The sequence below is a fragment of the Fictibacillus arsenicus genome, assembly GCF_001642935.1.
In the GTDB taxonomy this organism is placed as follows: Bacteria; Bacillota; Bacilli; order Bacillales; family Fictibacillaceae; genus Fictibacillus; species Fictibacillus arsenicus_B.
The window spans coordinates 865,086-889,484 of sequence record NZ_CP016761.1; the positions used below are offsets into that span (position 1 = coordinate 865,086).

Consider the following 24,399-nt stretch of genomic DNA (forward strand, 5'->3'; position numbering starts at 1 on the left):
CCTTTTTTCTCTCTCTAGTTCTCTATCTGTCGAGGGGTTGTTCTAAGCAAAAGGTTTTAACGCAATTGATTGCTAGATTAATTCAGCGCATTGCTCCCTGCTAGGAAGCAAATTGATTAACACCAGCCGTGTCCGCCGCCGTAACCGCCGTCGTATCCACCGCACCAGCAGCACCCAACGATGATTAACAAGATAAATAGCACTACGATCAAAGCAAAGCTGTTTCCGTGTGACTTAAATCCCATATAACCCACCTCCTTCTTTACAATGACAGATTATTAAGCGTACAAGTTAAAGGTTTGGGCGGAATTAGCCCATTTTTTCGGGACAAGAGCGGAATAGTGATAATACTTGAAAAGATGAAAGGTGTATTTACCGAAATTTGGATTAAGGTATAATTACATCAGCGGTAATGTAGATTATAGGATTTATTTCGGGGGTATTTTATGTTAGATATAATGCTTTATCTGTTCTTCGTCTTTCCGATTTTAAGCTTATTGTTAGGTCTTATTGGAGGTCTTATGAACGTCGCCAGCTGGAAGACGGCATTAGCCGGAGCTTTAATTTTTACTGCTTTCTATATCTACTGGTCATCGTCACTGACACCTGAAGGAGATTTAGGTGGTACAGCGGCATTTTTAATAATCGATGTGTTATTGATCTACGGTGTAAACCGTCTTGTACTTTTAATAAAATCTTTTTTCAGGAGTTGATACGATGTATGGAATTCTTGGATTTTTAGATCGTGATACAGAAGAAAAAATAGATGAATTAAGGCAAGGGATGAAAGAGGCTGGCATAACTGATTATGGGATGAGACCGCACGTTACAATTGCCACTCACCATGAGCTGGAAGTTGAATTTTTCAAAAAAGAAATGGAAGAGTACTTTAAAAATCAATCTGCTATAGAGTTGTTTTTTCCGTCAATAGGAATGTTTTTAAACAGCGGTACATTGTACGCAGCTCCAACTAAAGATCCAAGTTTAACAGACTTTCACTCTAGGTATCATAAACGGTTTATGGGAATAACCGATTCTAAATCTTTGTATGTACCAGCACAGTGGGTGCCTCATTGTACCATCGCCAGCCATCTGACACATGAAAAGCTGGTGGAAGCCTTTGATTACTCGGTAAAATATCTGGAGCCTTTCACTGCCAAAATTGAAAGTGTAGAATTGCTTGAGCTTGTGTTTGATGATGATGTTTGTACAGAAATGAAGGATATTTTCACAGTAGATTTAAAGGGATTTCATAGCTGACGTTTTATAGGATCTATTGTATGGTTATACATATAAATAGCCATATAGAAAGGAATCGAATTAGATGTGGAACGAATTTAAGACTTTTATTATGCGGGGCAATGTGATGGATCTTGCCATTGGGGTAATCATCGGGGCAGCATTCGGAAAGATTGTAACTTCTTTAGTTGAAGATGTGATTATGCCTCCGATCGGTCTTTTGCTAGGGAAAGTAGACTTTAGCAACTTATACATAAACCTCGGAAAAGGGGATTATTCCTCATTGGCTGAAGCCCAAAAAGCAGGAGCAGCAACGCTGAATTACGGCCTTTTTATTAATACGCTCATTAACTTTTTAATTATTGCTCTTGTTATTTTCTTGGTAGTAAAGCAGATCAACCGTTTAAAAAGAAAAGAAGAAGTGAAAGAACCGGATACGAAAGAATGCAAGTATTGCTTATCGACAATTCCACTAAGAGCAGTTAAGTGTCAAAATTGTACAGCAGATTTAAATGATGATGCAGTAGTTAGACAGCCCTCAGAGTAAGAGGGCTGTTTTTTGTAATTTAAGGCGTCAGCAAAGTTTTCTTTATCATGTATCTATCATAGAATTAACATAGAAATAATTACAATAAATGGATAATATGAAGAAAACAGAATAGAGGTATTTTTTATGAAGAACTTCAGAAAAGTCATTTGGATAGTAACCGGATTTTTCTTAGTCGGTTTTTCTTTCCTTTTTGGTCCAGACCTATTGGTGAAATTCCAAGCGAACCAGCAGGCGTCACAGTTTTTAAAACATGCTGCGAATCAAAATTTTGATGATGCGTTTGAACAAATTTACTTTTTTAATGGAGCATATGACGAGGACGTAACTATAACGGAGGATGCGGCAAAAAAAAGCTGGATTAAAAGAAACAAACAATTGTTTACAGAGGGTACGTATATAAAGTCATACGAGAACTTAAAAATCAGGACGAATGATGGTTGGCCATCCGGCAATGTGGATCTAGTGATGGTGGAGAACGGAAAAGGAATAAAATATAAAGATGTATATTTAGCGTTTAATAAAAGAGATAAGTGGAAGATAGGAATTATGCAAAGCATGCATGAAAGAGATTGGGAAAAAGCTTTCAGCGGGCATGTTGTTCAATAAAATAGTAGATTCGAACATTTTTACGTCAAAATTTACAGATAGAATCAGCGTTTGGGAGCGAAAGAGGAGAGGACTTTGAGGAAAGCACTTCCTGAAAACTAGGTATGTTTTGCGTGAAACTCCAGGAAGTCTGCGTGGAACGAGATGGATTCGGAGTGGAAACTTACTCTTATTGAGCGAACGTGTAATAAAAATAAGAACACGTACCGTAAAAAAACCAGCAGTAAAAGTAAAAAGCTGATCCCTTAGACTGGCCTAGTCAAATGAGACAATAATAAAACACCACCAGTTAGGCTGCCATACTACCAAATTCAATTGGGGTGTGGTAGCCTAATTTTTCTTGTATACGCTCTTCATTATAATACTTCATGTACTGATCTACTTTTTCCCTGATTTTATCTATCGGCATAGAATTAAACTTCACATATTGAAATTCTTCAGATTTTAGATTGGAATGGAAGGACTCAATAACCGCATTATCCCAACAATTTCCTCTTCTGGACATACTGCTGACCAATTTCCTATCCTTTATTAGTTGTTGATACCCATAGGATGTATACACACTTCCTTGATCTGAGTGGATTATAACCCCTTTGGGGTTCCCTCGTGATTCCAAAGCTGCTTTTAAGGTATCTGCCACAAGAGGAACTTGTTGATGGGTATAGAGCTTGTGAGCCACAATTTGATTATTAAATAAATCCATTATGGTCGATAGGTACAATGTAATAGAACCATATTGAACATATGTTATATCTGTTACCCACTTTTGATTAGGTCGAGCTGCTGAAAAATCTCGATTTAAAATGTTTGGTGCGACAATGATGGATTCCCCTTGAGATTTCCACTTGCGCTTTGGCTTTACACGGCACTGTAGATGATGCTTTTGCATAATACGTTGCACCGAATTTCGATTCAAACTAATTTGATATCGACGTTTAAGTAAATTCTTAATTTTACGATGTCCATACCGATAGTTAGTCTCTTCACAAAGTGAGATAATGACCTTCTCTGATTTAGACAAATCATTAGATGGAGTAGACACCCAACGATAGTATGTGGACCTTGGAACGTTTAGCGCGCTTAGAATAGCCGTAACCGTGTACTTTTTTCGTAATTTTTTTACCAAACGGAGAACTACTTCTTTTTCAACTCCTTTTCGATCTCCAAATACTTTTTTAAGATTTCATTCTCCTGTTTATAGTGATTGAATTGACGGTCCTTTTTTTCCTCTTCACTAGCTGAATCAGGTCCAAGACCGTAAGAGTATTGTTTGCCTATTGGCTGATTAAACCGGTGTACTTGATTTTCACGATACCATTTCACCCATGTTTTTATTTGCGAAACATTTTTAATGCCATACTTATTCATAATTTCTTCATTCGTAAATTGGCCACTCATTTTATCCTTAACAACAGCCCACTTTGTTTCTTTTGAATATACGTTTTTGCCCATGCAAAAACACCTCCGATTATCACTTAGAATAAGTGTATCATTTCGGAGGTGTTTTATTGTGTCTCATCTACCTAGGTTAGTCTACCTTGAGACCAGCTTTTTCTTTGCTTATTTTTTGATAAGACCGATTTCTACAAGACGCTCATATAAGAAGTCACCAGCTGTGATCGGCGGATACTTCTCAGGATTATCTTCAGTGATGCATGAAGGAATCGTCTCCAACAATGAATTCGGGTATGGGTGTACGAAGAACGGCATGGAATAACGAGATGTGTTCTCGCCTTCAGGATTTACTACACGGTGAGTAGTTGCCGGGATCACTTCGTTCGTGATACGGGAAAGCATGTCCCCAGCGTCAACGATAATTTGTCCTTTTTCAGCTTTAACAGGTACCCATTCGCCTTCATGAGTTAGAAGTTCTAAACCAGAAGCTGTTGATTCTACTAAAAGAGTGATCAAGTTAATGTCTTCATGCTCACCTGCACGAATCCCACCTTTATCCATTGAATCATCAAGTGGCGGATAGTGGATTGCACGAAGAATGCTGTTTCCGTCTTGGATCATGTCAGCAAAGAATCTTGGACGAAGGTCCATTTGAATCGCAAGTGCTTCAAGCATGTTGCGAGCAACACGCTCTAACTCACGATAGAAGTTCAACGCATATTGACGAAGCTCTGCTACTTCTTCAGGCCAAACGTTAGCTGCATAATCACTTGAAAGCGGGTGTCCAACAGGAAGCTCTTGACCCACGTGGAAAAATTCTTTTAGATCTCCAACAGAACGATTCTTTGCATGTTCTTTTCCGAATCCAGTGTATCCGCGCGCTCCGCCTTCAACACCTTCATACTTTTGCTTAATTTCTGTATCAAGTGTGAAAAACTTTTCCCAAAGTTCATAGTTTTTTTCGATTAGGTGAGTGTTCACACCATGACCTTCTAAAATGATGAAACCTGTTTCTTTCAGACCTGCTTCAAATTCAGCGGCGAATTCTTTACGCTGTTCAGAAGTGCCGTGCGTAAAGTTTTTCAGGTTTAATGTTTTAACTAGTGATGCAGTTTGTGTAGACATATTATATAGCCCCCAGACTTTTATGTAATCGCTTTCAAACAGTTTAAATTTTATCATAAAAGTATTGAGTAGCAATAGCTATTTTCAAGAATAGTACTATTTTTAAACATAGGTAGCAGGGAGATACAAGATACTGGAAGTGGTTAAATGAAATTCAAGTGCTTTGTGTTACTATTAAACTACAAATTATTGATTGGAATCGGTAGGTGAATTCATGCCTCAATCTGTAAAAATATCCGTTCGGACACTTGTCGAATATGTATTCCGTTCAGGTAGCATTGAATCAGGATTTAAAACGACATCCTCATTAATAGAGGGAACGAAAGCTCATCAAACGATACAAAAAACTTATGGTGAAGCAGATGCTGCAGAAGTATTCTTGCAGATGAGCTATACGTATGAAGAGATTGATTTCATGGTGGAAGGCCGCTGCGATGGTCTTTTGTTTGAGGAAGATCATGTGACGATTGATGAAATCAAATCAACCGCAAAACAGTTAGATGATATAAAGAAAGATTCTTATCCCGTCCACTGGGCTCAGGCAAAGTGCTATGCCTATATGTACTTAAAAAAAGAAGAAAAAGAGAAGGTTAGGGTTCAGCTTACATACGTACAGGTGGAGTCAGGTGAACAAAAAAGATTTCATGAAAACTGTACCATGGCAGAGCTAGAGGAGTTCATGCTTAATCTCGTAAAAAGCTATGCTCCTTATGCGAAACTTCGATTAGAGAATCTGCAGCTGAGAAACGAGAGCATCCAAGAACTTCCTTTTCCGTTTGATCATTATCGAAACGGACAGCGGAATTTTGCAGGTGCCGTTTATAAGACGATTGCGGATAAAAAAACACTGTTTGCTAATGCGCCAACGGGGACTGGGAAAACGATTTCTACCCTATTTCCTGCTGTTAAAGCCATGGGAGAGGAAAAGGCAGAAAAGATCTTTTATCTTACAGCAAAAACGCTGAACCGGAAGAATGCGGAAGAAGCCCTTTCGCTGATGAAAGAGAAAGGGTTGTTTTTTCAAAGTGTAACGATTACGGCGAAAGACAAGGTTTGTTTCAAAGAGGAGACGCGCTGTGATTCTTCCTATTGTGAATTTGCTGACGGGTATTTTGACCGAATCAACGATGCGGTACTAGATATTTTAAAAAATGAATCGATAATGAATCGTGATGTCATCTCTCGATATGCACAAAAACATAAAGTCTGTCCGTTTGAATTTTCGATTGATCTGGCATATGCGGCAGATGGTGTGATCTGTGACTACAACTACGTGTTTGATCCGCGAGTATCTTTTAAACGTTTGTTTGAAGAACAAAAGAAACGTACGGTGCTGCTCATGGATGAAGCGCATAATCTCGTAGACCGCGCTCGTGGCATGTATTCTGCAGAACTGCAGAAATCAGCATTCTTGCAGCTGTCCAGAGAATACAAAGGAAAGAATGACGGGCTATGGAGGACTGCAAAGGCGATAAATGATGAGATGCTGAAACTGAAAAAAGAATATGGGGAGAAACAGGTTGCCGTTCCTGATCTTCCTGAAGATTTTATCGGCTGTTTGGATGATTTTCTGGTGCAGGCCGAACAGCTGCTGGCAAGCGGTGAAAGTGATGAACAGCTGCTTGAAGCCTTTTTTGCTGCGCTTCAAATGGTAAAAATATCAGATTTTTATGATGAGCGGTTTGTTACATTTATTGATGTGTTTAAGAGCGAAGTAGAGGTTCGCTTATTCTGTATGGATCCGTCACAGCTTCTTTTTCAAACAGGGAAAAAATACGGCTCCCGCATTTTCTTTTCTGCGACACTTTCTCCGCTATCCTATTTTCGGGAGATGCTTGGCGGCGGGGAAGAAGACTATGTAATTCGCATGCCATCACCTTATGAGAAGGAACAGCTGGATGTTTTTATTCAGCCTCTTTCTACTCGTTTCAGAGATAGAGAAACGACAATTGAACCTATAAAGGAAATGATTATCGATCTTGTGGATAAGAGGCCGGGGAATTATCTCGTCTTTTTCCCGTCCTATCGTTATATGACCGATGTGGTTGATCGGCTTCTGGAAGAAGATCCAGCATTTCATCCTATTGTTCAGCACCCTGCCATGTCAGAGGACGAGCGTGAGAAATTCCTGGCTAACTTTGATACGGCTGGAGAGCAATCTCTTGTTGGTTTCGCTGTCATGGGCGGTATTTTTTCAGAAGGAATTGATCTGAAAGGCGACCGCCTAACAGGAGCTGTAATAATTGGAGTCGGTTTGCCGCAAGTCGGATTAGAGCGAGATACGATGAAGGATTATTTTCAAAACGCTGGGAAGAATGGCTATGATTTTGCATACGTTTACCCGGGCATGAACAAAGTGCTGCAGGCTGGGGGCAGGGTAATAAGGTCTGAAGAGGATCGCGGAACACTCGTACTTGTGGATGACCGGTTTTTAAGCCGCAAGTATGTGGAGATGCTGCCGGAAGAATGGAGGGATTTTGTTGTGCTAAAGGGGTAGGATGTTTGTGGGTAGTTTGTCGAAAAGTCTATAAAACATTTTGAAGGCTCATAAAAATTTTTGAAGGTCATAAAAAAATTTTGAGGACCATAAATTTCCTCGAAGGCTCATAAATGAAATCATACTTATTGTTAAGTTGCTTGGCACCGGCCAATCCTTCCTAAATCAAAAATGAAAACACTTGGAGTCACCGCTCCAAGTGTTTATTTTTTATATAATCCAGCCCATAAAAATGGCAAACCAAATGTATCTGCCGGCTGCTTTATTTCTTTCATTTTACGAAGTTCGAGCTCTTCAAAATCTGAAAACACCTCACGAATCTTTTTAAATGTATAACCGAGGCCGCCTTTCATCGTTCGTTCCCGATAAACTTCCTCATCTGGTATATCAAGTCCCATGCCTTCTGCATCAAAACACGTAATCGCAAAGTGCCCGCCTGCTTTTAAACAGTTGTTTAATAGATGAAGATAGCTCACCCTTCTGTGAGGAGGGACATGGTGGAAACAGCCAGAATCATAGATTAAATCGTATTCATCATGAGGAATATCGAGTTTGAAGATATTGCCTTGAATCAAATTTACATGAACATTTTTTTCTTCCGCTCGTTCACGTGCCCATTGAAGTCCTTCACTCGAAAGATCAACAGCATCAACCTTAAACCCTAGTTCTGCAAGATAGATAGCATTTCGTCCAGGTCCGCATCCCAGTTCAAGAACCCGTCCGGGCTTAATAATCCCGTTTTCAATATAGTTCACTAGATTCTCGTCCGGTGCGTCAATAAAAAAAGGAATCTTCTTATTTCGATCTTCATAAAAAGAATTCCAGAATGCACCTTCATCACGTAAAAGTGAGTCCAGCATGTCATAAACATGTTCATTTTTAGTAATTAATTTTGTCAAAAAATCGTCCGCCTTTCATAGGTTAAATAGGCCGTTGACTGACTGAGATGTATATCTCTATTTTACCAAAAAATAGATTATAATTGGGGTGAAGAGTGAATAAAAGAGGTGGAAAAAGTGAAAGATTTAGCGGGTCTTACATTAAAAAAAGCAGGAACTGAGCATGTGGCAGGAATAGCTAAAGTTTGCTCAGAAGGATGGAGAGCAACATATGGTTATTTGGAAGATGAAGCGTATGTAGAGCAGGTTATTGAAGAGTATTTTAATCAGGATAGGGTCTTGAAAGAAGTCACCGAGTTCAGTGAACAGTGGCACGGCTACTTTATTGCGAAAGAGGAAGGTCAAGTTGTAGGTGCAATTGGCGGCGGAACAACGGGTAGCCAAAGGGGTGAAATCTTCGTCTTTTACATGGATCCAAATAAGCGAGGATTAGGAATCGGAAGTAAGCTATTGAGCTTTTATACGGATTATCAAAAAAGTCTTGGTATAAAAGAGCAATGGCTTTCAGCGCAAAAGGGTAATGAAAAAGGTATTCCTTTTTATGAAGCGAGGGGATTTGTAAAACAATCCGAAAAGGTAAGTAAACGAACCCATCACATTTCTTTCCGTTATATGAGAAAAATATAAGCCCTCCATCGAGGGAGGCCACTGAAAATCCGGTTGATTACACCGGTTTTTCTTTTTTTGCCTACAAACATGTAAGGATTGTAGCGGAAGGGTACTGACTCCTCGAAAATGAAATTCACATTTTCTTCGTGAGAGGCAAAGCTGTCGAAGCCTTCCTTGTCCTGCGGGACGAGTGGGACAGGTGAGACCCCTAAAGGCGCGTAGCGGCAGGGGGCTCACCGCCCGCCCCACGGAAAGCATGTACCCTGGAGCGGAGATCCCCGCATTCAACAGATTATTTAGAGACTTTTTCAAAGCCCTCCATCGAGGAGCTTTTTTGTTATTCATCCACGTTTTTTTTACGCAGCAATAAGGATTGAAAGTCCATGCTTCCACCGGCTTCAGGAACGACATGAAAGTTCCGCACTTCAAATAATGGCGATACTACGTCTTGAATGTCTTCGTTTGTATAAAAAGAAAAGAATCGTTTTGGTATATATGTGTCGTCTTCCCAAACTCCTTCTGAATCTTTTCCGCCGTATACTCCCATATAAAACAATCCATCGTCTTTAAGTACCGTATGAATGTTTTTGAGAACAGCAGGCAAGCTCACTTTTGGAACGTGAAGCAGTGTATTCATCGCCCATACAGCATCAAAGGATTCAGCATCAAAATCGAGTGTATAATAATCCATCGCTTCTGCTTTTAATCCTTTCATACGGCATGTTTCGACCATGCTTGGAGAAAGATCGATACACGTTACATCAAAGCCGTGATCCAGCAAATATTTCCCGTGCTGTCCAGAGCCTGCGCCGATATCAAGAACTGTACGTAATCCTTCATTGCTAAGAGCATCTATGTAAGATTTCAGCTCAACAATCTTCCACTCTTCTATATCGGCTTTATCTCTTGAATCAGCCTGCTCGTTATAGCTTGCTTTCAGACTTTCTTTTAACAAAAGATCCATGTAGTTCGCTCCTTAAAAAAGATATGTTCGAAAAGCAAAATGATAGATTTATTATAGCGAAAGATGTCAGACTGGTAAATTTTAAAATGAAAGAAAATTCTGCGAAGGAAAGCCCTTACATTCTCCTCCCGCCTTGTCAGTTCTGCTTTGTAGTAAAAAAGTTGTGTTCTTAATTCCCCCTTGAAAGCATGACGAGCAGCCTGTAGAATGTTAAGAAATTCAATTTTCTGAATAATCATAACAAAAAGGAGGATCATCATGGCACGTTCAGCAATTAAAGCAGTACCAACACCAAAACCGCCAGAGCCGGATCAAAAACCAAAGAATTTTTTTAACAGGCTATTGGACTGGGTAGAGAAAAACGGAAATAAGCTACCTGATGTTCTTACTTTATTTGTGATTATTACAGCACTTATTCTTCTTGGATCTCTTATAGCTGGAGTATCAGGCTGGAGTGCAGTGAATCCTGCCAACAATGAAAGAATTGCAGCTGTCAATTTATTAAACGAAGAGGGCATTAAACGGATGCTGACAGAACTGGTCAGCAACTTTGTAAACTTCCCTCCGCTAGGACTAGTCCTAGTTGTCATGCTTGGAGTTGGACTAGCTGAATCAACAGGTCTTATCTCAGCATTTATGCGCAGAGTCGTTCTAGCCTCGCCAAAAGCACTTATCTTGCCAATTATTATATTTATCGGAATCGTAGGAAACGCTGCTGCTGATGCCGCATTAATTGTACTTCCGCCTGTTGCAGCCATGGTGTTCTTAACACTTGGACGTCATCCGATTGCAGGACTTGCAGCAGCTTATGCAGCCGTTGCTGGCGGATTTAGTGCAAACATCATCATCAGCATGCTCGATGTCATGCTTGCCGGATTTACAGAATCAGCAGCACATCTGCAAGATAAAGAGTATATAGCGAATCCTGCAATGAATTATTACTTCATGCTTACTTCCACATTTGTTCTTTTGCCTGTAGCCGTTTGGGTTACTACAAAGATCGTAGAGCCGAGACTTGGTGAGTACCATCCACCTGACGATCTTGAAGTTAAAAAACAGGCTCTTTCTTCAGATGAAAAAAGAGGCTTAAAGTGGGCGACTATTTCTCTCCTCGTTTACACAGGTATCATACTTCTTGTTACGGTTCCTGAGGGAGCAATGCTTCGTCATCCGAAAACAGGCGAGCTTATCGACTCCCCATTTATGGATTCACTCGTACCTATTATGCTTCTATTCTTTTTAGTTCCAGCAATGGCTTATGGGTTTGGCTCTAGGGCGTTGAAGAACGACAAAGATGTAGCCGAGCATTTAACGAAAGCGATGAGCGGAATGGGGTACTATATCGTCCTTGCCTTTATCGCAGCTCAGATGATTGCTTATTTTAGCTGGAGCAACTTAGGATCAATTATTGCTATAACGGGTGCGGACTTTTTAAAGGAATCAGGATTTACCGGATTGCCGCTATTGCTGGCTTTCATTCTATTCACAGCACTTGTTAACTTGCTTATTGCAAGCTCATCAGCAAAGTGGGCAATTCTTGGTCCGGTCTTTGTACCGATGTTTATGGCCTTAGATTACAGCCCGGCATTCACACAAATGGCGTATAGAATTGGAGATTCGATTACAAACACGATCACGCCGATGCTTGCATACTTTGCGATATTGCTTTCTTTTGCTAAAAAGTTCGATAAGAATATGGGGATGGGGACACTCATTTCGTCCTTGCTTCCGTACACGATCGCCTATACGATTTTCTGGTGCATCTTATTTGCTGTCTGGTACGTGCTAGGACTTCCATTAGGTCCTGGCGAATATATAAAAATGTAGAATCTAAAAGAAGGAGTGAGCGGATTTGGAACAATTATTCAACCGGTTGGCAAACTATCAAGATGAAATGGTGGAGATCCGCAGGCATCTTCATCAAAATCCTGAACTATCATTTGAAGAAGTGGAAACACCAGCTTATATTGCTGCTTATCATGAAAAATTAGGATTAGACGTTCGAACAGGAGTAGGCGGTAGAGGTGTAGTGGCTACATTAAGAGGCGGAAAGCCTGGCAAAACCGTCGCACTTCGGGCTGATTTTGACGCACTTCCAATTCAGGAAGAAAACGATTCTCCTTATAAATCAAATGTACCGGGTGTGATGCATGCATGCGGACATGATGGCCATACAGCTACACTTCTTGTATTGGCAAAAGTATTAAATGAAATGAAAGATGAGCTCGAAGGAAATGTTGTATTTATCCATCAGCATGCAGAAGAATTAGCACCAGGCGGAGCGATTGTCATGATCGAGGACGGCTGCCTGGACGGAGTTGACGTCATTTACGGAACTCACCTTTGGGCAACAATGCCAACCGGAACAATCGGGTACAGAACAGGCCCAGTGATGGCAGCTGCCGACTCTTTTACAATAAAAGTTCAGGGGAAGGGCGGACACGGCGCTCAGCCTCATAAAACGAAAGACAGCATCGTGATCGGAGCACAGCTTGTTTCAAACTTGCAGCAAATTGTGAGCCGCCGAGTGAATCCGCTTGACGCAGCAGTAGTATCAGTAGGCGCATTTGAAGCGAAAAATGCGTTTAACGTAATCGCAGACTCAGCTAAACTCACTGGTACAGTCCGAACCTTTAAAGAAGATGTACGTGTTGCGATCGAAAACGAGATCGACCGCATTGCAAAAGGGACCTGTCTCGCTTCGGATGCTTCTTATGAATATGTATTTAAAAGAGGCTATCCTCCGGTTGTAAATCATAAAGACGATACAGAGTTTGTCGTAGACGTTGCGAGAAAAGTGCCAGGAGTTTTAGAGCTGGAAGAGATCGAGCCTCAAATGGGTGGAGAAGATTTCGCATACTACCTTGAAAAAGTACCAGGGACATTCTTCTTCACAGGCGCAGAAGACACAGCATGGGACGACACTTTTCCGCATCATCATCCTAAATTTAAGATTAATGAAGACGCATTATTGGTAGCTGCTAATTTATTAGGTGCTGCAACTCTCACTTATTTAAAACAAAATACAGCAGAAAAATTGGAAGTGACAAAATAAATGTAAAAAGCCCCTGAAAAGGGGCTTTTCAGACCGTAGACAAACCCCTTTTCACTATAAATTGAAAAGGGGTTTGTCCTGTTTTTAGCTTTTTTTAGTTAAGATATCAAGCTGGGCATGGCTCTCGCCATGTCCAGTTTGCCAGTTTTTTAAGGTTCATGGCAGCGAAAGTAAGCATCGCCTGCATGGACACTTTTTTAAGCCCTCTGAGCTTCGTCCATCGCATACCATGCTTTTCTTTTGCATCCGCAAAAACACGTTCAATCGTTTCTTTTCGCTTTGCATACATTTCTTTATTCTCTTCAGTATGTCGGAGGTGATTGGCTTCTTCGAGATAATCCTCCCAGATGTGCCTGTGAATCATCTTTATGTGCTGTTGGCTCTGTGTACATTGAGAGAGTACTGGACAGTTTTGGCACTTCAAAGGATTGGAAGCGTATTGACGATAGCCCTCACGGGTCGTCGTTCTATACGATAAAATCTCACCTTGTGGGCATATGTATTGATCATAGTATTCATCGTAGACGTACTCGTATTTCTTAAAGAAACCATCTTTTGTTTTGGGTCTGGTATATGGCATCACGGGACGGATTTCCTGATCTATTAAATACTTAGCGATAGCTGGCGTTTTATATCCTGCATCAACGGCAAGGGCAGTTGGTGTTCCTACATTTTCGATCAACTGATTCATCAATGGCTCGAGCATTCGACTGTCATGAACATTGGCTCCTGTGACTAAACTTCCTAATATAAATCCTCTCGAGTCGCTGGCTGTATGAAAGGAATAGGCAAACAATTTCTCTCGTTCATCCTTCACATAGTAGCCACTCTCAGGATCAGTCGTACTTATTTTCACTTCTTTAGTTTCAATCTTCGTTTGAGGGGGTAATGGCTTTTTTCCGTGTTCCTCACGGTCAACATTAATTTCTTCTTCTAATAAGTTCTGATAGCTACGCGTTTCAACACGAACTGTTTTCTTATCGAACTTCTTTTTATTGGCGTTTGCTTTCACATGTGTGGAATCAATAAACGCAACAGTTGGATCAACCAATCCATGATTCATCGCTTCACGAAGAATACGGTAGAAGATTTGTTCAAAGAGATCACTATCGTGAAAACGGCGTGCGTAGTTCTTACCGAAGGTTGAAAAATGAGGTATCTTCTCACTAAAGTCATAGCCTAAAAACCATCGATAAGCGACGTTTGTTTCAATCTCTTTAATCGTTTGACGCATGGAGCGAATACCAAACAGGTACTGGATTAAGACCATTTTGATAAGAACAACTGGATCTACACTCGGTCTGCCATTATCTAGTGAATATGTATGTTTTACTGCATCATAAATAAAATCAAAGTCCATAACTTGATCAATTTTACGTACTAAATGATCCTGAGGTACAAGCTCGTCGAGAGCTGCTAAAGTTACTTGATGACGTCCTTCAGTAGAATGCTTAGATAACATGTTAATTTCTCCCCTCAAACATTATCTAGTTTAATTCTACAATAAAAAAAGCTTGTAGACATATACTTTGTCTACAAGCTGAAAAGCCCCTGAAAAGGGGCTTTTTGCTTTAGAAGAAAAGAATTACTCACAACAGCTAATAGATTTTATCTGAATTAGTTTTTAGAGTTCTTTTTATATGATTCTAAAACATTTTTAATAGCTTCAACTAGGTCTGTCTCAGAAGAAATACCTTCAGCAGGAACAGTGCTGTTACTGCTAGCTTCGATTGTAATCTTTAATTTACTTTCAGCTGAACTTTGATTTTCTTGGTTTTTAGCCAACATAATCACCTCCACTAATACTATATGAAGTGGCAGAATGAGTGCTTGTACGTATCACCATTTTTTAAAAATTTTAGTGATTATGCAGGAATGATTGCAGCGGTTTATTTTAAAGGCTGTTTTCGTTTACTCTGTTGCTCTTGTAAGTGGTTGATTCCAGTTCCAGGATGCTCGCTTTCCGCGGGGCGTCCGGTGAGCCCCTGGCACGTTGCGCCTTAGGGGTCTCACCTGTCCCGCTCGTCCCGCATGATTCTCGCACCTTGCACTCCAATCAACTAGCCAAGAAGCGAATTTAAGAGAAAAGAGCGATTTTGAATGATAAAAAGCCCCTTAACTGGGGGCTTTTTACTTTAGAAGAAAAGAATTACTCCCAACAGCTGTCACTAATATTTTTGCTCTTGTTAGTGGCAGGGGTCTTCTGTTTTAGATATTTGTCTAAAACAGCTCTAAGTGCTTCAACAAGATCGTTGTTATTAGCAATACCTTCAATAAGAGAACCGGTATTGCTGCTGTCAGCTTCGATTGTAATCTTTAAATTACTTTCAGCTGTATTTTGATTTTCTTGGTCTTTAGCCAACATAATCACCTCCACTAATACTATATGAAGTGGGAGAAGCTGTGCTTGTACGTATCACCATTTTTTTAGTGTTTAACCAGATAAATTTTGTTTTATAGTTTTCCAGTTGTTTTTGAAAATCAGCCGTCGTTTTTTTATCTGAAAGGCATTACTCCCAACAATTTTCATTAGAAGCTGAAAGCCCTATTCCTCCAGGGCCATTCTTTTTGCCTTTTTCAGCAGAAGCTTTTTTATCAGTCTGTTCAACTTGTTCAGCAGAAGCGTTTGTATCAGTCTGTTCAACTTGTTCAGCAGACTTTTTTGCTTTTTCGTTTTTTTTCTTGCCCAAAAGATCACCCCCACTATCACTATATGTATCTGGAGAGGGAGTGCTTGTACAAATCACTATTTTCTTTTTAAGTTCCGTAAAGTTCTGTAAAAAATTTCTTGTATAATAAATGGATTCCTTTTATAATAGTGTAAAATTACACTTTTTTATTTTGGAGGCGGTGTCGGTGAATTGAAGAGGAAATGGATATTATTATGCATACTAATCTACAGTTCTGCCATTTATTTAAGCTTGCGTGTTTATTCCGATCAAAACGAAACACATATGGTAACAGATGCAGGAAAACTTTTACCGACAAAAATGAAATTTGTTCAAAATGTCCAATCCACACGTGAATTACAGCAGTGGATAAAAGAAACCAAAAAAACTGGAGAAACGATCGCCATTGCAGGCATGCAGCACAGTCAAGGAGGTCATACACTCTATCCAGACGGTACACTTTTGGATATGAAGGGGTACAATAAGATTCTTGCATTTCATCCAGAGGCAAAAACAATTACCGTGCAATCGGGTGTGACATGGGCTGACATTCAGCAAAAGATTAACTCGTATGGTCTCTCAATAAAAGTGATGCAATCACAAAATATTTTTACCGTTGGCGGTTCATTAAGTGTGAATGTTCACGGACGTGACATTCGATATGGTTCATTAATTGATTCAGTAGACTCGTTTCGGTTGTTAAAGCCTGACGGAGAAATAATTAATGTCAGCCGGACTGAGAATAGTAAATTGTTTCCTTACGTAATAGGAGGATACGGTTTATTCGGTGTCATACTTGATGTGACCTTTGAACTTGCAGATGATGAACTGTATCAGCATCGATCAGAAGCTATGAATTATGAAGCGTATGAAACTTATTTTAATGAAAAAGTGAAACAAGATGATTCAGTCAAGATGCACCTTGCCCGAATATCAGTCGCACCTGAATCTTTTTTAACAGAGATGTATGTAACTGACTATATGCTTGCTGCCGATCAACATGAACGAGAAAAATACATGGAATTAAAAGAAGAAATTGTCGCTCTGCCAAAGTTTATGCTGGGTTTATCCAGATACAGTGATTGGGGCAAAGATCTTCTCTGGGAAACTCAAAAAGAATATTTTATGAATAATGATGGGAAGTATGAGACGCGGAATAATGTGATGAGGTCAGACAGTGAATTTATGGAATACGAGAATCCAAACAAGACAGAAGTTCTTCAAGAATACTTTGTCCCTATAGATCAGTTTGCTGAGTATATTGATGACTTAAGACCAGTTTTAGAAAAGGAAGAACTAAATTTATTAAACATAACAATAAGATATGTAGACCATGACGAGGATGCGGTTCTCTCTTATGCGAAGGACGATATGTTTGCTCTCGTCATGCTGATCAATCAAGGCCGTTCAAAACAAGATATCCAGAAAACAGAAAAAATTATACAAAAGCTGATAGATATAACTTTACAGCATGATGGAAGTTATTATCTGCCGTACTACTCCTATCCAACAAGAGCACAGTTAGAAAAGGCATATCCCCGAATTGATGAATTCTTAAAAAAGAAAAGAGAGTTTGATCCCGAAGAACGCTTTAAAAATCTGTTCTATGAGAGGTATGGACAATGAACTATCGAACATTCGTAGCATCGCAGAGTATTTTAATGACGGCTAGCTCTATGGTGTTTCCTTTTTATTTGCTTCTTATAAGGAATATTGGTGACAGCTACTCGCAATTTGGATTGGCTTATGGACTCTTTGCACTTACAGCAGCACTGATTCATCCTATAATCGGAAGACTATCAGATAGAATAGGAGACCGTTCATTATTGCTGTTATATACGTGGGGGATGGCTGGAGTAATGATTATTGTTCCGCTTATTGAAACCATCTCAGCGCTTTATATTTTACAAATCATAATGGGTATTTTAGGAGCGGTACAGAAAACCACTGAAAAGACAGCTCTTGCAAGGCAAACAGCTGGAAAACATACTGGACAGAAAATAGGAAACTACCATTTATGGACGAGTGTATGGGGAGCTGCTGCGGTAATGGCAACTGGATATTTAATAGATTTCCTGACGATTGGAAGCCTTTTTTATATCGCTTCATTCTTATATATGATATCTGCTGTGATCTTAATGAGATCTGATTACATTTTGACGGACCAAATGAAAGAAAAGCCCGTGCAGCCATAAGCTGACGGGCTTTAGTATAAAAGGAGGCTGTTTTCGCAAAAATTGTTGCTCTTGGAAGTAGTTGATTTCCACTCCAGGCTGCTCGCTTTCAACGGGGCGTACGGTGAGCCTCCTGCCGCTTTGCGCCATTAGGAGTCTCCACCTGACCGCTCGTCCCGTAGGACAAGGAAGGCTTCGACAGTGTTACATCGCACGAAGAAAATGTGATTTTTTCATTTTCGAGGAGTCTCGCATCTTGCGCTCCAATCAACTATTCAACGTTGCCCATTTAATAAACATCCAAAAGCAAATCTATCAGAAAGCAGTCAAGAAAAGCAAGCTGATGACTAAGCATTATTGAGTATTTTGCTAAAAATGGTTTCAAAAGAGATGACAATCAAAAAAGTATAAATAAAACCTAGAAGGATTTCTTCCATATTTAGCTCCTTATTTCATGGATTCTGCAATGTTTATCATATCTTCTGTTGTCCATGGATTGTTCGTTTGCGGAACAACATTCAATGTAATCTTGTAAGTCAGCTTCTGATTCTTTTCCGACCAGACTAATTCCCGCGTATCCACATGATTCATTCTCATATCTGCAATCGAACCATCTTTTAGTTTGAATGACAAGGGTAAGTCAGGATCAATATTTTCAACTCTATTAAAATAGGTAGTAGCAGTTAAACTGGCATTGTTGTCTTTATGGAATACGATTTCTGCAAACCTTGGCTGAAATCCGGCATTCTTTTCAACTGTTGAGGAGATTGAATCAGGTATGAAGGGCAAATGGCTGGGAATTTTCACTTGTGATAATTCTTCGTCTGGAAGAGTGTGCAATTCTTTTTGTATGTCAGGGTATTCCTTCATTAAACTTTCAAGCTCTGGTGAAGGAGATGAACAACCGAACAAAAACAGCAAAGTAACGATTCCAGCCAACCTTTTCATATAAAAGCCTCCTAAATGGCATTAAGAGAGATCATCCTCTCTTTCTTTCTTACGCCAATATTTTTGGATAAACTTTTTCACAATGTCTTTCCCGGCTAAAAGCGCACCTAGCCAGAAGAAGACTTCTCCTCCAATAAATAATCCACTCACGATGCCTGTCTTGGCAGCAGCACTAAATGATAAAAAGGGAATAATGGGAATAAAAATCCATAGGACAAATGAGAGTATGATAAATATAATTCCAGTTTTCTTTTTCATGGTTGAAAACTCCTTTATATATGTCTAATAGTTAATACGAAAAAGTCTTCATAAAAGTTCCCTCATATCCATTTATAGTATAAAACCGCTTGTTTTTTTCACAAGAAGACTTGTCAAAATTCCCAATTTATTCTTAGTTGTAAAATTTTCCAACTTTGGATAATGTTAAGAGGACACTGTTATAAAAGGTGGGGGACCGATTGAAGAAAGAACTTGTATATCAAAGCAAAGATAAAGAGATAGAAGTTTTTGAAGATGAGTTTGGCAAGATTACTTTAAAAGAGATACCACACGAAGCAGCTGTAATGGTTGCCCTTGAAAATAATAGTTTAATATTGATCAGTCAGTTTCGGCCAGCGGTAGAAGAAATTATCATCCAGCTTCCAGGCGGGGGTATAAACGTTAATGAAGAACCTGGGGAAGCAGCGAAACGTGAGCTGCTTGAAGAAACTGGTATTGTATGCGGGGATGCTATGTTTTTAGGCAGCATTCAGCCGAGTGCTTGCTACAGTAATTGCGTTACACATGTATATTTTACGAAAGACATTCTTGAATATAGGTCGCAGAAACTGGAGAAAAAAGAAGCTTCTATTCAAGCTTTTCATATTCCTATAGAGCGGGCCTTTCGCAATATTGAGCAAGGCATCTGGAAAGATAGTGAGCTGGCGCATGGATTGCTGCTTGCACGATTGAAGGGATTGATCTAAATGAGTTGCCTAGGGTGCGATTTAGCAAATGCTAAAATGCCTGTACATACCGTATATGAAGATGAACTTGTTCGTTGTTTTCTGGACATTGATCCTTTTAATGAAGGGCATACATTAATATTACTGAAAAGACACGTAAGAGAACTTATTGAATTAACGCACCAAGAAACACTTGCCGTTATGAATGCAGCCAAACTGATCTCTGAAAAGTTAAACACTTGTTTAAAACCGGATGGGATTACAATTAACCAAAATGGGGGAAAATTTAGTGATCTGACTCACTTTCACATGCATGTTATTCCAAGGTATGAAAATGACGGGTTTACGTGGAGTGAATCAACGATTCAGGATGGTGCTCATAAGAGATTAGCTGAAACAGCGGATAAGCTACATGGAGTCTAATCTTTTTATCTGTTAGATAAAGTGTGCCACAATGGTGACTAAGGAGGGATTCGTTTATGGTTACGAGTGTTCATGATCGAGCGGTGCTGCATAACGGTGTTCAAATGCCTTGGGTTGGTTTAGGTGTTTATAAAGCAGAAGATGGTGATGAAGTCATCCAGTCCATTAAATGGGCACTTGATGCAGGGTATAGAAGCATCGACACAGCCAGTCTTTATAACAATGAAGCAGGAGTCGGGCAAGCTATCGCTGAGTCAGATGTACCGAGAGAAGACCTTTTTATCACGACAAAGGTCTGGAACTCAGATCAAGGGTTTGACGAAACACTAGCGGCTTTTGATGCCAGTTTAGAAAGGCTTGGACTGGAATATGTTGACCTTTACCTCATACACTGGCCTGTTCCTGGCAAGTATAAGGAAACATGGAAAGCTCTTGAGAAGATTTATAACGAGGGCCGAGCAAAGGCTATTGGTGTAAGTAACTTCAAGCAGCATCATCTTGAAGATCTAATAGCAGATGCAGAGATTAAGCCGATGGTGAACCAGGTGGAATATCATCCTCGTCTGACACAAGAAGATCTTTTAACATACTGCAAACAGCAGGGAATACAGCTTGAGGCTTGGCGTCCGTTGCTAAAAGGTGAAATTTTTGAGGAACCAACTTTAGTAGAAATTGCTGATAAGCACAATAAAACCGCTGCACAGATCATTTTAAGATGGGATCTCCAAAATGGAGTTGTAACGATTCCAAAATCGATAACGCAACACCGTATTGAAGAAAATATTGATATTTATGATTTTGAGCTGACGAATGAAGATATGACGCGGATCTCCGCCCTTAATCAGGACAAGCGGAACGGTGCTGATCCTGACGATCCAGAATTTTATAAGCAGTTTGAATAAATACAAATGCAGTCTTTCTCAAATGAGGGGCTGCTTTTTTATCCATAAAAATGAGGTGGATATATGAATTTTACTGCAGGAGATAAATTTATCTTTGAAGAGATCAAAGTCAAGGTAATAGAGGTGAAAGCAGATTCCGTTATATTTGAAGTTTCAGAAACCGGTTATGAAGGAGATGAAGGAGGCTTGATGGAAGTGCCAAACGCCTATTTAAAAGAGAAAAAAGATCAGATTAGACGATGCCCTTAGTTTTAAAAAAAGAATAACGGGAAAAATGATATACGTAGATGACAGAAAGGAAGTGCTAACATGTCAAAACGCGTATTGATTGTCGTAACAAACCACCAAAATATCGGAAATAACAAAACAGGTCTCTGGCTCGAAGAGTTTGCAGTCCCTTATAATGAATTTCGTGATAAAGGATATGACATTACAGTCAAAAGTATTAAAGGCGGCAGTATTCCTTTAGATCCCAACAGCTTAGAAGAAGTCGAACAAGATCAATATAAGGAGGCATTATCACTTCTGGAGGATACAGCTGAACTTAGTGCAGACGATGCAGTAAGTTATGATGCGATCTTCTTGCCTGGCGGTCATGGAACAGTCTTTGATTTCCCGAAAAGTGATGCGCTAAAAGAAGTGGTAAGCCAGATGGCGCAGACAAATAAGGTGATCGGCAGTGTTTGTCACGGACCTGCTGGACTTACAACAGCGACACTGAAAGATGGATCTTCTATTGTAAAAGGAAAGATCGTTACAGCCTTTACCGATGAAGAGGAAGAAGAAATGCAGCTTACGAAAGAAGTGCCATTCTTGCTCGAAACAAAACTTCGTGAGCTTGGTGCAGAATTTCAGAGAGCTGGTAAATGGGAAGATTTTGCCGTTACAGATGGAAATCTTGTTACCGGACAAAACCCGCAGTCCAGCAGAAGTGTAGCGCTTCGCATGATCGAAGTCCTTGATAAGAAGTAATATATAAATTTACAAAACGGCCGGCTTCTGCTGGTTGTTTTTTTAGTTATTCACCCATTAAAAAAATGTGAGTATTTTATTAAAGACATTTTAAAATGGGGGAATTCTTGTGGGGTACTATATTAGAGTTGAGGAGAACGTCAGGATTTATGTGGAAGATGTTAACCCTGGCGCTGAAAAAACAATTCTTTTTATTCATGGATGGCCTGCGAATCACAAGCTGTTTGAGTATCAGTTTAATCAGCTGCCATCGATGGGTTTTAGATGTATCGGCATTGACCTTAGAGGATTCGGCAAGTCCGATAAACCGTACTCGGGCTATTCATATGATCGATTGGCAGATGATATTTATGCAGTTGTTCAGACATTGAAATTACGGGATTTCACGCTTGTCGGGCACTCTGTTGGTGGGGCGATTTCAATCAGGTATATGGCAAGACATAATAGCTTTGGGGTTTCAAAACTTGCTTTGCTTGGTGCTGCAGCTCCTAGTTTTACGAAGCGCGCTGATTTCCCATTCGGTCATACCGTTGAAGAAGTTAACACTTTTATCTCTGATACGTATAAAGATCGGCCTAAAATGCTTCAAGGATTCGGTGATATTTTTTTCTTTAAATATGTAACGGCTCCTTTTTCCGACTGGTTCTTTCAGTTAGGTTTAGAAGCTGCAGGATATTCGACTGCAGCAGTCTTAGGCTCTTTGCGTGATGAATCGCTTTTTTCTGATCTAGGTAAAATTCAAGTCCCGACCCTTATTCTGCATGGTGTTCATGATCAGGTTTGTCCATATCCTTTAGCTTTGGCGATGCAGAAAGGAATACGAAATTCCAAACTTGTTCCGATAAATAACAGCGGTCATGGGCTGTTCTGGGAAGAGTGGGAAGAAGTTAACAGAGAAATTGTCCAGTTTATTGGATAAGGAGGAACGAGCAGTTCTATATAGAAAAAAGAGGAAAGTACAATTTAGGAGATAAAAGATGAAGATAGAGTTAAAAAAAGTAACTCGCGACAATTGGGAAGAAGCATTAGGACTGCGTGTAAAGGAAGAACAAAGCAAGTTTGCACCGATTCCTGCTGTATCACTAGCCAAAGTTATTAAGCCAGACGGACCTGATGTTGAGTATCTGCCCTTTGCCATCTATGCTGAAGATAAAATGGTTGGTTTTATTATGCATGCATATGAAAAAGAAACATCAGATATGTACTGGATTAACGGGTTTATCATTGATAAAAAATATCAAGGAATCGGCTATGGAAGGGCAGCTATTATTGAAATGATCGCTTGGATCAGAAAGTCATTTAATCAGTGCTGCGAGATCCGGATAACCGTATATCAGGATAATCATCATGCAAAAAAGCTATATGAGAGTTTAGGATTCATTAAGACCACTCTAATGTCTGGAGAGGAAGAAGTGTGGCGTTTGCCTTTGGAAAAAGCTATGCGTAAAAAGAGTACAAAATAACATGTAATTACTTGTAATACATCACGTGAAGGTGTTCATGATGATCGAGTGTTGCGAGCAGAATATCAGGCAGTATAGTATTCTGTTTTTGAATTTGATCTAACAGCCAAGCCTCATTTTTTCCTGTTTCCAAAAGTTCTTGTTGATTGATTTTTCCTTCTTTAATGACAACCTGAGGATAATCGAATGGCTTTGGCGGCAAGTTTATATCTTTTTGAATAACGGTTTGGTATTGCGGCTGTAAAAATGAAGTAATGGTGCCATTGGATTCAAACAAAGCGAGTGCGACTTCTTGAATATCTATTACCCTATGTTTTCGCAGTTCAGAAAATAAAACATCCATTGAAATTCGGGCTTTTTTTAAGTTCTTATATAAAATTTGTCCATTCTTTACTAACGGAATAGGTGCCGGATCTATTAATTTTCTTAGCGGGTGCCAATGAAGGCCAGTCATGGTTGTAGTCACATAAAGAATAACAAGAACGGACATTGTGATAAGAGAACCTTTAAGCCCAAGATGCTGGTCAGAAAGCGGATGGGCAATGATGTTTCCAAAGATGAGAGCCATAATGAAATCTAATAAACGAAGCTGTGAAAAAGATCGTTGTCCCATCAATTTTACAGCAAACAGCATAAAGAAAAAGGCAACGATTGCCCTTAGAATCCATTCGATCGCCAATAAATTCTCTTGAGCTTGATAAAAATCCAGCATACTAGCACCTCGTAAATTCTTGATGCATATAGTATGGTCGTAAAAAATGACTTTTTAACCAGAAATAAATTATAAAAATAGTTTGACTATTCGTGCAGGTATGCTACAATCAATTTTAAATTAAAACTTAATCGAATTTCTTCTTATCCAGAGAGGTGGAGGGACTGACCCTGTGAAGCCTCGGCAACCAGCACATTTGTGCACGGTGCCAATTTCAGGGAAGCTTAGGGAATAAGCTCCGAAGATGAGAAGC

Annotated in this window: 29 protein-coding genes and 1 riboswitch; of the genes, 17 read left to right on the forward strand and 12 right to left on the reverse strand. The window is 39.7% G+C overall.

What is annotated here, in order from left to right:
- Window positions 1-116: 116 nt before the first annotated feature.
- A complete protein-coding gene (locus ABE41_RS20525) occupies window positions 117-245 on the reverse strand; it encodes a YjcZ family sporulation protein (RefSeq protein ID WP_083207661.1) in 129 nt (42 codons plus the stop codon).
- A 201-nt stretch (window positions 246-446) separates the two neighbouring features.
- Here ABE41_RS20525 and ABE41_RS04595 point away from each other — a divergent pair, with 201 nt between their 5' ends.
- The 4 genes from ABE41_RS04595 to ABE41_RS04610 all read left to right on the forward strand — a co-directional run bounded on the left by ABE41_RS04595 (window position 447) and on the right by ABE41_RS04610 (window position 2,395).
- Window positions 447-713, forward strand: a complete 267-nt coding sequence (locus ABE41_RS04595) for a hypothetical protein (RefSeq protein ID WP_066286948.1) — start codon at window positions 447-449, stop codon at window positions 711-713.
- A 4-nt stretch (window positions 714-717) separates the two neighbouring features.
- Window positions 718-1,260 carry a 2'-5' RNA ligase family protein gene (locus tag ABE41_RS04600; protein ID WP_066286950.1) on the forward strand — a complete coding sequence of 181 codons (543 nt, stop codon included), beginning with the start codon at window positions 718-720 and terminating at the stop codon, window positions 1,258-1,260.
- Window positions 1,261-1,324: 64 nt separating this feature from the next.
- Window positions 1,325-1,786, forward strand: coding sequence for a large conductance mechanosensitive channel protein MscL (gene mscL, locus ABE41_RS04605; protein WP_066286952.1), 462 nt, complete (start codon window positions 1,325-1,327; stop codon window positions 1,784-1,786).
- Between the two features lie 126 nt (window positions 1,787-1,912).
- Entirely contained in the window at window positions 1,913-2,395 is a 483-nt protein-coding gene (locus ABE41_RS04610; RefSeq protein ID WP_066286954.1) for a hypothetical protein, read from the forward strand.
- A gap of 289 nt (window positions 2,396-2,684) precedes the next feature.
- Here the strand turns inward: ABE41_RS04610 and ABE41_RS04615 are convergent.
- A protein-coding gene (locus ABE41_RS04615; protein ID WP_156774198.1) for an IS3 family transposase occupies window positions 2,685-3,847 on the reverse strand; the annotation gives its coding sequence in 2 pieces (ribosomal slippage) (window positions 2,685-3,571 and window positions 3,571-3,847; 1,164 coding nt in all).
- A gap of 108 nt (window positions 3,848-3,955) precedes the next feature.
- A complete protein-coding gene (locus tag ABE41_RS04625; protein WP_066286959.1) occupies window positions 3,956-4,915 on the reverse strand; it encodes an isopenicillin N synthase family dioxygenase in 960 nt (319 codons plus the stop codon).
- 214 nt (window positions 4,916-5,129) lie between these two features.
- Between ABE41_RS04625 and ABE41_RS04630 the strand changes: the two genes are divergently transcribed.
- Window positions 5,130-7,412: an ATP-dependent DNA helicase gene (locus ABE41_RS04630; RefSeq protein ID WP_066286961.1), complete on the forward strand. Its 2,283-nt coding sequence runs from the start codon at window positions 5,130-5,132 to the stop codon at window positions 7,410-7,412.
- Window positions 7,413-7,615: 203 nt separating this feature from the next.
- Here ABE41_RS04630 and ABE41_RS04635 read toward each other — a convergent pair whose 3' ends face one another.
- Window positions 7,616-8,311, reverse strand: coding sequence for a class I SAM-dependent methyltransferase (locus ABE41_RS04635; protein WP_066286962.1), 696 nt, complete (start codon window positions 8,309-8,311; stop codon window positions 7,616-7,618).
- Window positions 8,312-8,428: 117 nt separating this feature from the next.
- Here ABE41_RS04635 and ABE41_RS04640 point away from each other — a divergent pair, with 117 nt between their 5' ends.
- Window positions 8,429-8,938 carry a GNAT family N-acetyltransferase gene (locus ABE41_RS04640; RefSeq protein WP_066286965.1) on the forward strand — a complete coding sequence of 170 codons (510 nt, stop codon included), beginning with the start codon at window positions 8,429-8,431 and terminating at the stop codon, window positions 8,936-8,938.
- Between the two features lie 319 nt (window positions 8,939-9,257).
- On the opposite strand, the gene ABE41_RS04645 is transcribed toward ABE41_RS04640, so the two are convergent.
- Window positions 9,258-9,884 (reverse strand): class I SAM-dependent methyltransferase, encoded by a 627-nt coding sequence (locus tag ABE41_RS04645; RefSeq protein ID WP_066286967.1) that lies wholly within the window; start codon window positions 9,882-9,884, stop codon window positions 9,258-9,260.
- A 258-nt stretch (window positions 9,885-10,142) separates the two neighbouring features.
- Here ABE41_RS04645 and ABE41_RS04655 point away from each other — a divergent pair, with 258 nt between their 5' ends.
- Complete coding sequence (locus ABE41_RS04655; RefSeq protein ID WP_066286971.1) at window positions 10,143-11,711, forward strand: AbgT family transporter; 1,569 nt, start codon at window positions 10,143-10,145, stop codon at window positions 11,709-11,711.
- 25 nt (window positions 11,712-11,736) lie between these two features.
- Complete coding sequence (locus ABE41_RS04660) at window positions 11,737-12,939, forward strand: M20 family metallopeptidase (protein ID WP_301336200.1); 1,203 nt, start codon at window positions 11,737-11,739, stop codon at window positions 12,937-12,939.
- A gap of 106 nt (window positions 12,940-13,045) precedes the next feature.
- Here the strand turns inward: ABE41_RS04660 and ABE41_RS04665 are convergent, their stop codons facing one another.
- From ABE41_RS04665 to ABE41_RS04675, 4 genes are all read right to left on the reverse strand, one after another.
- Complete coding sequence (locus tag ABE41_RS04665) at window positions 13,046-14,401, reverse strand: IS1182 family transposase (protein WP_066286973.1); 1,356 nt, start codon at window positions 14,399-14,401, stop codon at window positions 13,046-13,048.
- A gap of 155 nt (window positions 14,402-14,556) precedes the next feature.
- The gene (locus tag ABE41_RS20910; RefSeq protein WP_156774222.1) at window positions 14,557-14,727 is read right to left on the reverse strand and encodes a hypothetical protein; all 171 of its coding nucleotides are present in this window, start codon (window positions 14,725-14,727) and stop codon (window positions 14,557-14,559) included.
- Window positions 14,728-15,088: 361 nt separating this feature from the next.
- Window positions 15,089-15,304 (reverse strand): hypothetical protein, encoded by a 216-nt coding sequence (locus ABE41_RS04670; protein WP_066286975.1) that lies wholly within the window; start codon window positions 15,302-15,304, stop codon window positions 15,089-15,091.
- A 145-nt stretch (window positions 15,305-15,449) separates the two neighbouring features.
- A complete protein-coding gene (locus ABE41_RS04675; protein WP_066286978.1) occupies window positions 15,450-15,629 on the reverse strand; it encodes a hypothetical protein in 180 nt (59 codons plus the stop codon).
- A 171-nt stretch (window positions 15,630-15,800) separates the two neighbouring features.
- On the opposite strand from ABE41_RS04675, the gene ABE41_RS04680 reads away from it, so the two are divergent.
- Window positions 15,801-17,234, forward strand: coding sequence for an FAD-binding oxidoreductase (locus ABE41_RS04680; RefSeq protein WP_066286980.1), 1,434 nt, complete (start codon window positions 15,801-15,803; stop codon window positions 17,232-17,234).
- Window positions 17,231-17,803 carry an MFS transporter gene (locus ABE41_RS04685; RefSeq protein WP_066286982.1) on the forward strand — a complete coding sequence of 191 codons (573 nt, stop codon included), beginning with the start codon at window positions 17,231-17,233 and terminating at the stop codon, window positions 17,801-17,803. The genes ABE41_RS04680 and ABE41_RS04685 overlap by 4 nt, the downstream gene beginning before the upstream one ends.
- Before the next feature lie 426 nt (window positions 17,804-18,229).
- Here ABE41_RS04685 and ABE41_RS04690 read toward each other — a convergent pair whose 3' ends face one another.
- Both ABE41_RS04690 and ABE41_RS04695 read right to left on the reverse strand, forming a co-directional pair.
- Complete coding sequence (locus ABE41_RS04690) at window positions 18,230-18,730, reverse strand: hypothetical protein (protein ID WP_066286984.1); 501 nt, start codon at window positions 18,728-18,730, stop codon at window positions 18,230-18,232.
- Between the two features lie 21 nt (window positions 18,731-18,751).
- A complete protein-coding gene (locus ABE41_RS04695) occupies window positions 18,752-18,988 on the reverse strand; it encodes a transporter suffix domain-containing protein (protein WP_066286986.1) in 237 nt (78 codons plus the stop codon).
- Between the two features lie 200 nt (window positions 18,989-19,188).
- Here ABE41_RS04695 and ABE41_RS04700 point away from each other — a divergent pair, with 200 nt between their 5' ends.
- From ABE41_RS04700 to ABE41_RS04730, 7 genes are all read left to right on the forward strand, one after another.
- Window positions 19,189-19,695 carry an NUDIX hydrolase gene (locus ABE41_RS04700; RefSeq protein WP_066286988.1) on the forward strand — a complete coding sequence of 169 codons (507 nt, stop codon included), beginning with the start codon at window positions 19,189-19,191 and terminating at the stop codon, window positions 19,693-19,695.
- On the forward strand, window positions 19,696-20,097 hold the full coding sequence (locus ABE41_RS04705) for an HIT family protein (RefSeq protein WP_066286990.1): 402 nt from the start codon (window positions 19,696-19,698) through the stop codon (window positions 20,095-20,097).
- 56 nt (window positions 20,098-20,153) lie between these two features.
- Window positions 20,154-20,999 (forward strand): aldo/keto reductase, encoded by an 846-nt coding sequence (locus ABE41_RS04710; RefSeq protein ID WP_066286992.1) that lies wholly within the window; start codon window positions 20,154-20,156, stop codon window positions 20,997-20,999.
- Window positions 21,000-21,062: 63 nt separating this feature from the next.
- The gene (locus tag ABE41_RS04715; protein WP_066286993.1) at window positions 21,063-21,248 is read left to right on the forward strand and encodes a hypothetical protein; all 186 of its coding nucleotides are present in this window, start codon (window positions 21,063-21,065) and stop codon (window positions 21,246-21,248) included.
- Window positions 21,249-21,308: 60 nt separating this feature from the next.
- Window positions 21,309-21,971, forward strand: a complete 663-nt coding sequence (locus ABE41_RS04720) for a type 1 glutamine amidotransferase domain-containing protein (RefSeq protein WP_066286994.1) — start codon at window positions 21,309-21,311, stop codon at window positions 21,969-21,971.
- A 109-nt stretch (window positions 21,972-22,080) separates the two neighbouring features.
- Window positions 22,081-22,890: an alpha/beta fold hydrolase gene (locus tag ABE41_RS04725; RefSeq protein WP_066286998.1), complete on the forward strand. Its 810-nt coding sequence runs from the start codon at window positions 22,081-22,083 to the stop codon at window positions 22,888-22,890.
- 58 nt (window positions 22,891-22,948) lie between these two features.
- Window positions 22,949-23,434: a GNAT family N-acetyltransferase gene (locus ABE41_RS04730; RefSeq protein ID WP_066287000.1), complete on the forward strand. Its 486-nt coding sequence runs from the start codon at window positions 22,949-22,951 to the stop codon at window positions 23,432-23,434.
- Between the two features lie 7 nt (window positions 23,435-23,441).
- On the opposite strand, the gene ABE41_RS04735 is transcribed toward ABE41_RS04730, so the two are convergent.
- Window positions 23,442-24,143, reverse strand: a complete 702-nt coding sequence (locus tag ABE41_RS04735) for a DUF421 domain-containing protein (protein WP_066294631.1) — start codon at window positions 24,141-24,143, stop codon at window positions 23,442-23,444.
- A 143-nt stretch (window positions 24,144-24,286) separates the two neighbouring features.
- Window positions 24,287-24,397: riboswitch (SAM riboswitch) on the forward strand.
- Window positions 24,398-24,399: the final 2 nt, after the last annotated feature.

Bases quoted from the DNA above. Each gene is read 5' to 3' on its own strand.
- ABE41_RS20525 (WP_083207661.1), bottom strand. From the start codon at position 245: ATGGGATTTAAGTCACACGGAAACAGCTTTGCTTTGATCGTAGTGCTA.
- ABE41_RS04595 (WP_066286948.1), top strand. From the start codon at position 447: ATGTTAGATATAATGCTTTATCTGTTCTTCGTCTTTCCGATTTTAAGC.
- ABE41_RS04600 (WP_066286950.1), top strand. From the start codon at position 718: ATGTATGGAATTCTTGGATTTTTAGATCGTGATACAGAAGAAAAAATA.
- mscL (WP_066286952.1), top strand. From the start codon at position 1,325: ATGTGGAACGAATTTAAGACTTTTATTATGCGGGGCAATGTGATGGAT.
- ABE41_RS04610 (WP_066286954.1), top strand. From the start codon at position 1,913: ATGAAGAACTTCAGAAAAGTCATTTGGATAGTAACCGGATTTTTCTTA.
- ABE41_RS04625 (WP_066286959.1), bottom strand. From the start codon at position 4,915: ATGTCTACACAAACTGCATCACTAGTTAAAACATTAAACCTGAAAAAC.
- ABE41_RS04630 (WP_066286961.1), top strand. From the start codon at position 5,130: ATGCCTCAATCTGTAAAAATATCCGTTCGGACACTTGTCGAATATGTA.
- ABE41_RS04645 (WP_066286967.1), bottom strand. From the start codon at position 9,884: ATGGATCTTTTGTTAAAAGAAAGTCTGAAAGCAAGCTATAACGAGCAG.
- ABE41_RS04655 (WP_066286971.1), top strand. From the start codon at position 10,143: ATGGCACGTTCAGCAATTAAAGCAGTACCAACACCAAAACCGCCAGAG.
- ABE41_RS04665 (WP_066286973.1), bottom strand. From the start codon at position 14,401: ATGTTATCTAAGCATTCTACTGAAGGACGTCATCAAGTAACTTTAGCA.
- ABE41_RS20910 (WP_156774222.1), bottom strand. From the start codon at position 14,727: ATGTTGGCTAAAAACCAAGAAAATCAAAGTTCAGCTGAAAGTAAATTA.
- ABE41_RS04670 (WP_066286975.1), bottom strand. From the start codon at position 15,304: ATGTTGGCTAAAGACCAAGAAAATCAAAATACAGCTGAAAGTAATTTA.
- ABE41_RS04685 (WP_066286982.1), top strand. From the start codon at position 17,231: ATGAACTATCGAACATTCGTAGCATCGCAGAGTATTTTAATGACGGCT.
- ABE41_RS04690 (WP_066286984.1), bottom strand. From the start codon at position 18,730: ATGAAAAGGTTGGCTGGAATCGTTACTTTGCTGTTTTTGTTCGGTTGT.
- ABE41_RS04695 (WP_066286986.1), bottom strand. From the start codon at position 18,988: ATGAAAAAGAAAACTGGAATTATATTTATCATACTCTCATTTGTCCTA.
- ABE41_RS04705 (WP_066286990.1), top strand. From the start codon at position 19,696: ATGAGTTGCCTAGGGTGCGATTTAGCAAATGCTAAAATGCCTGTACAT.
- ABE41_RS04710 (WP_066286992.1), top strand. From the start codon at position 20,154: ATGGTTACGAGTGTTCATGATCGAGCGGTGCTGCATAACGGTGTTCAA.
- ABE41_RS04715 (WP_066286993.1), top strand. From the start codon at position 21,063: ATGAATTTTACTGCAGGAGATAAATTTATCTTTGAAGAGATCAAAGTC.
- ABE41_RS04720 (WP_066286994.1), top strand. From the start codon at position 21,309: ATGTCAAAACGCGTATTGATTGTCGTAACAAACCACCAAAATATCGGA.
- ABE41_RS04730 (WP_066287000.1), top strand. From the start codon at position 22,949: ATGAAGATAGAGTTAAAAAAAGTAACTCGCGACAATTGGGAAGAAGCA.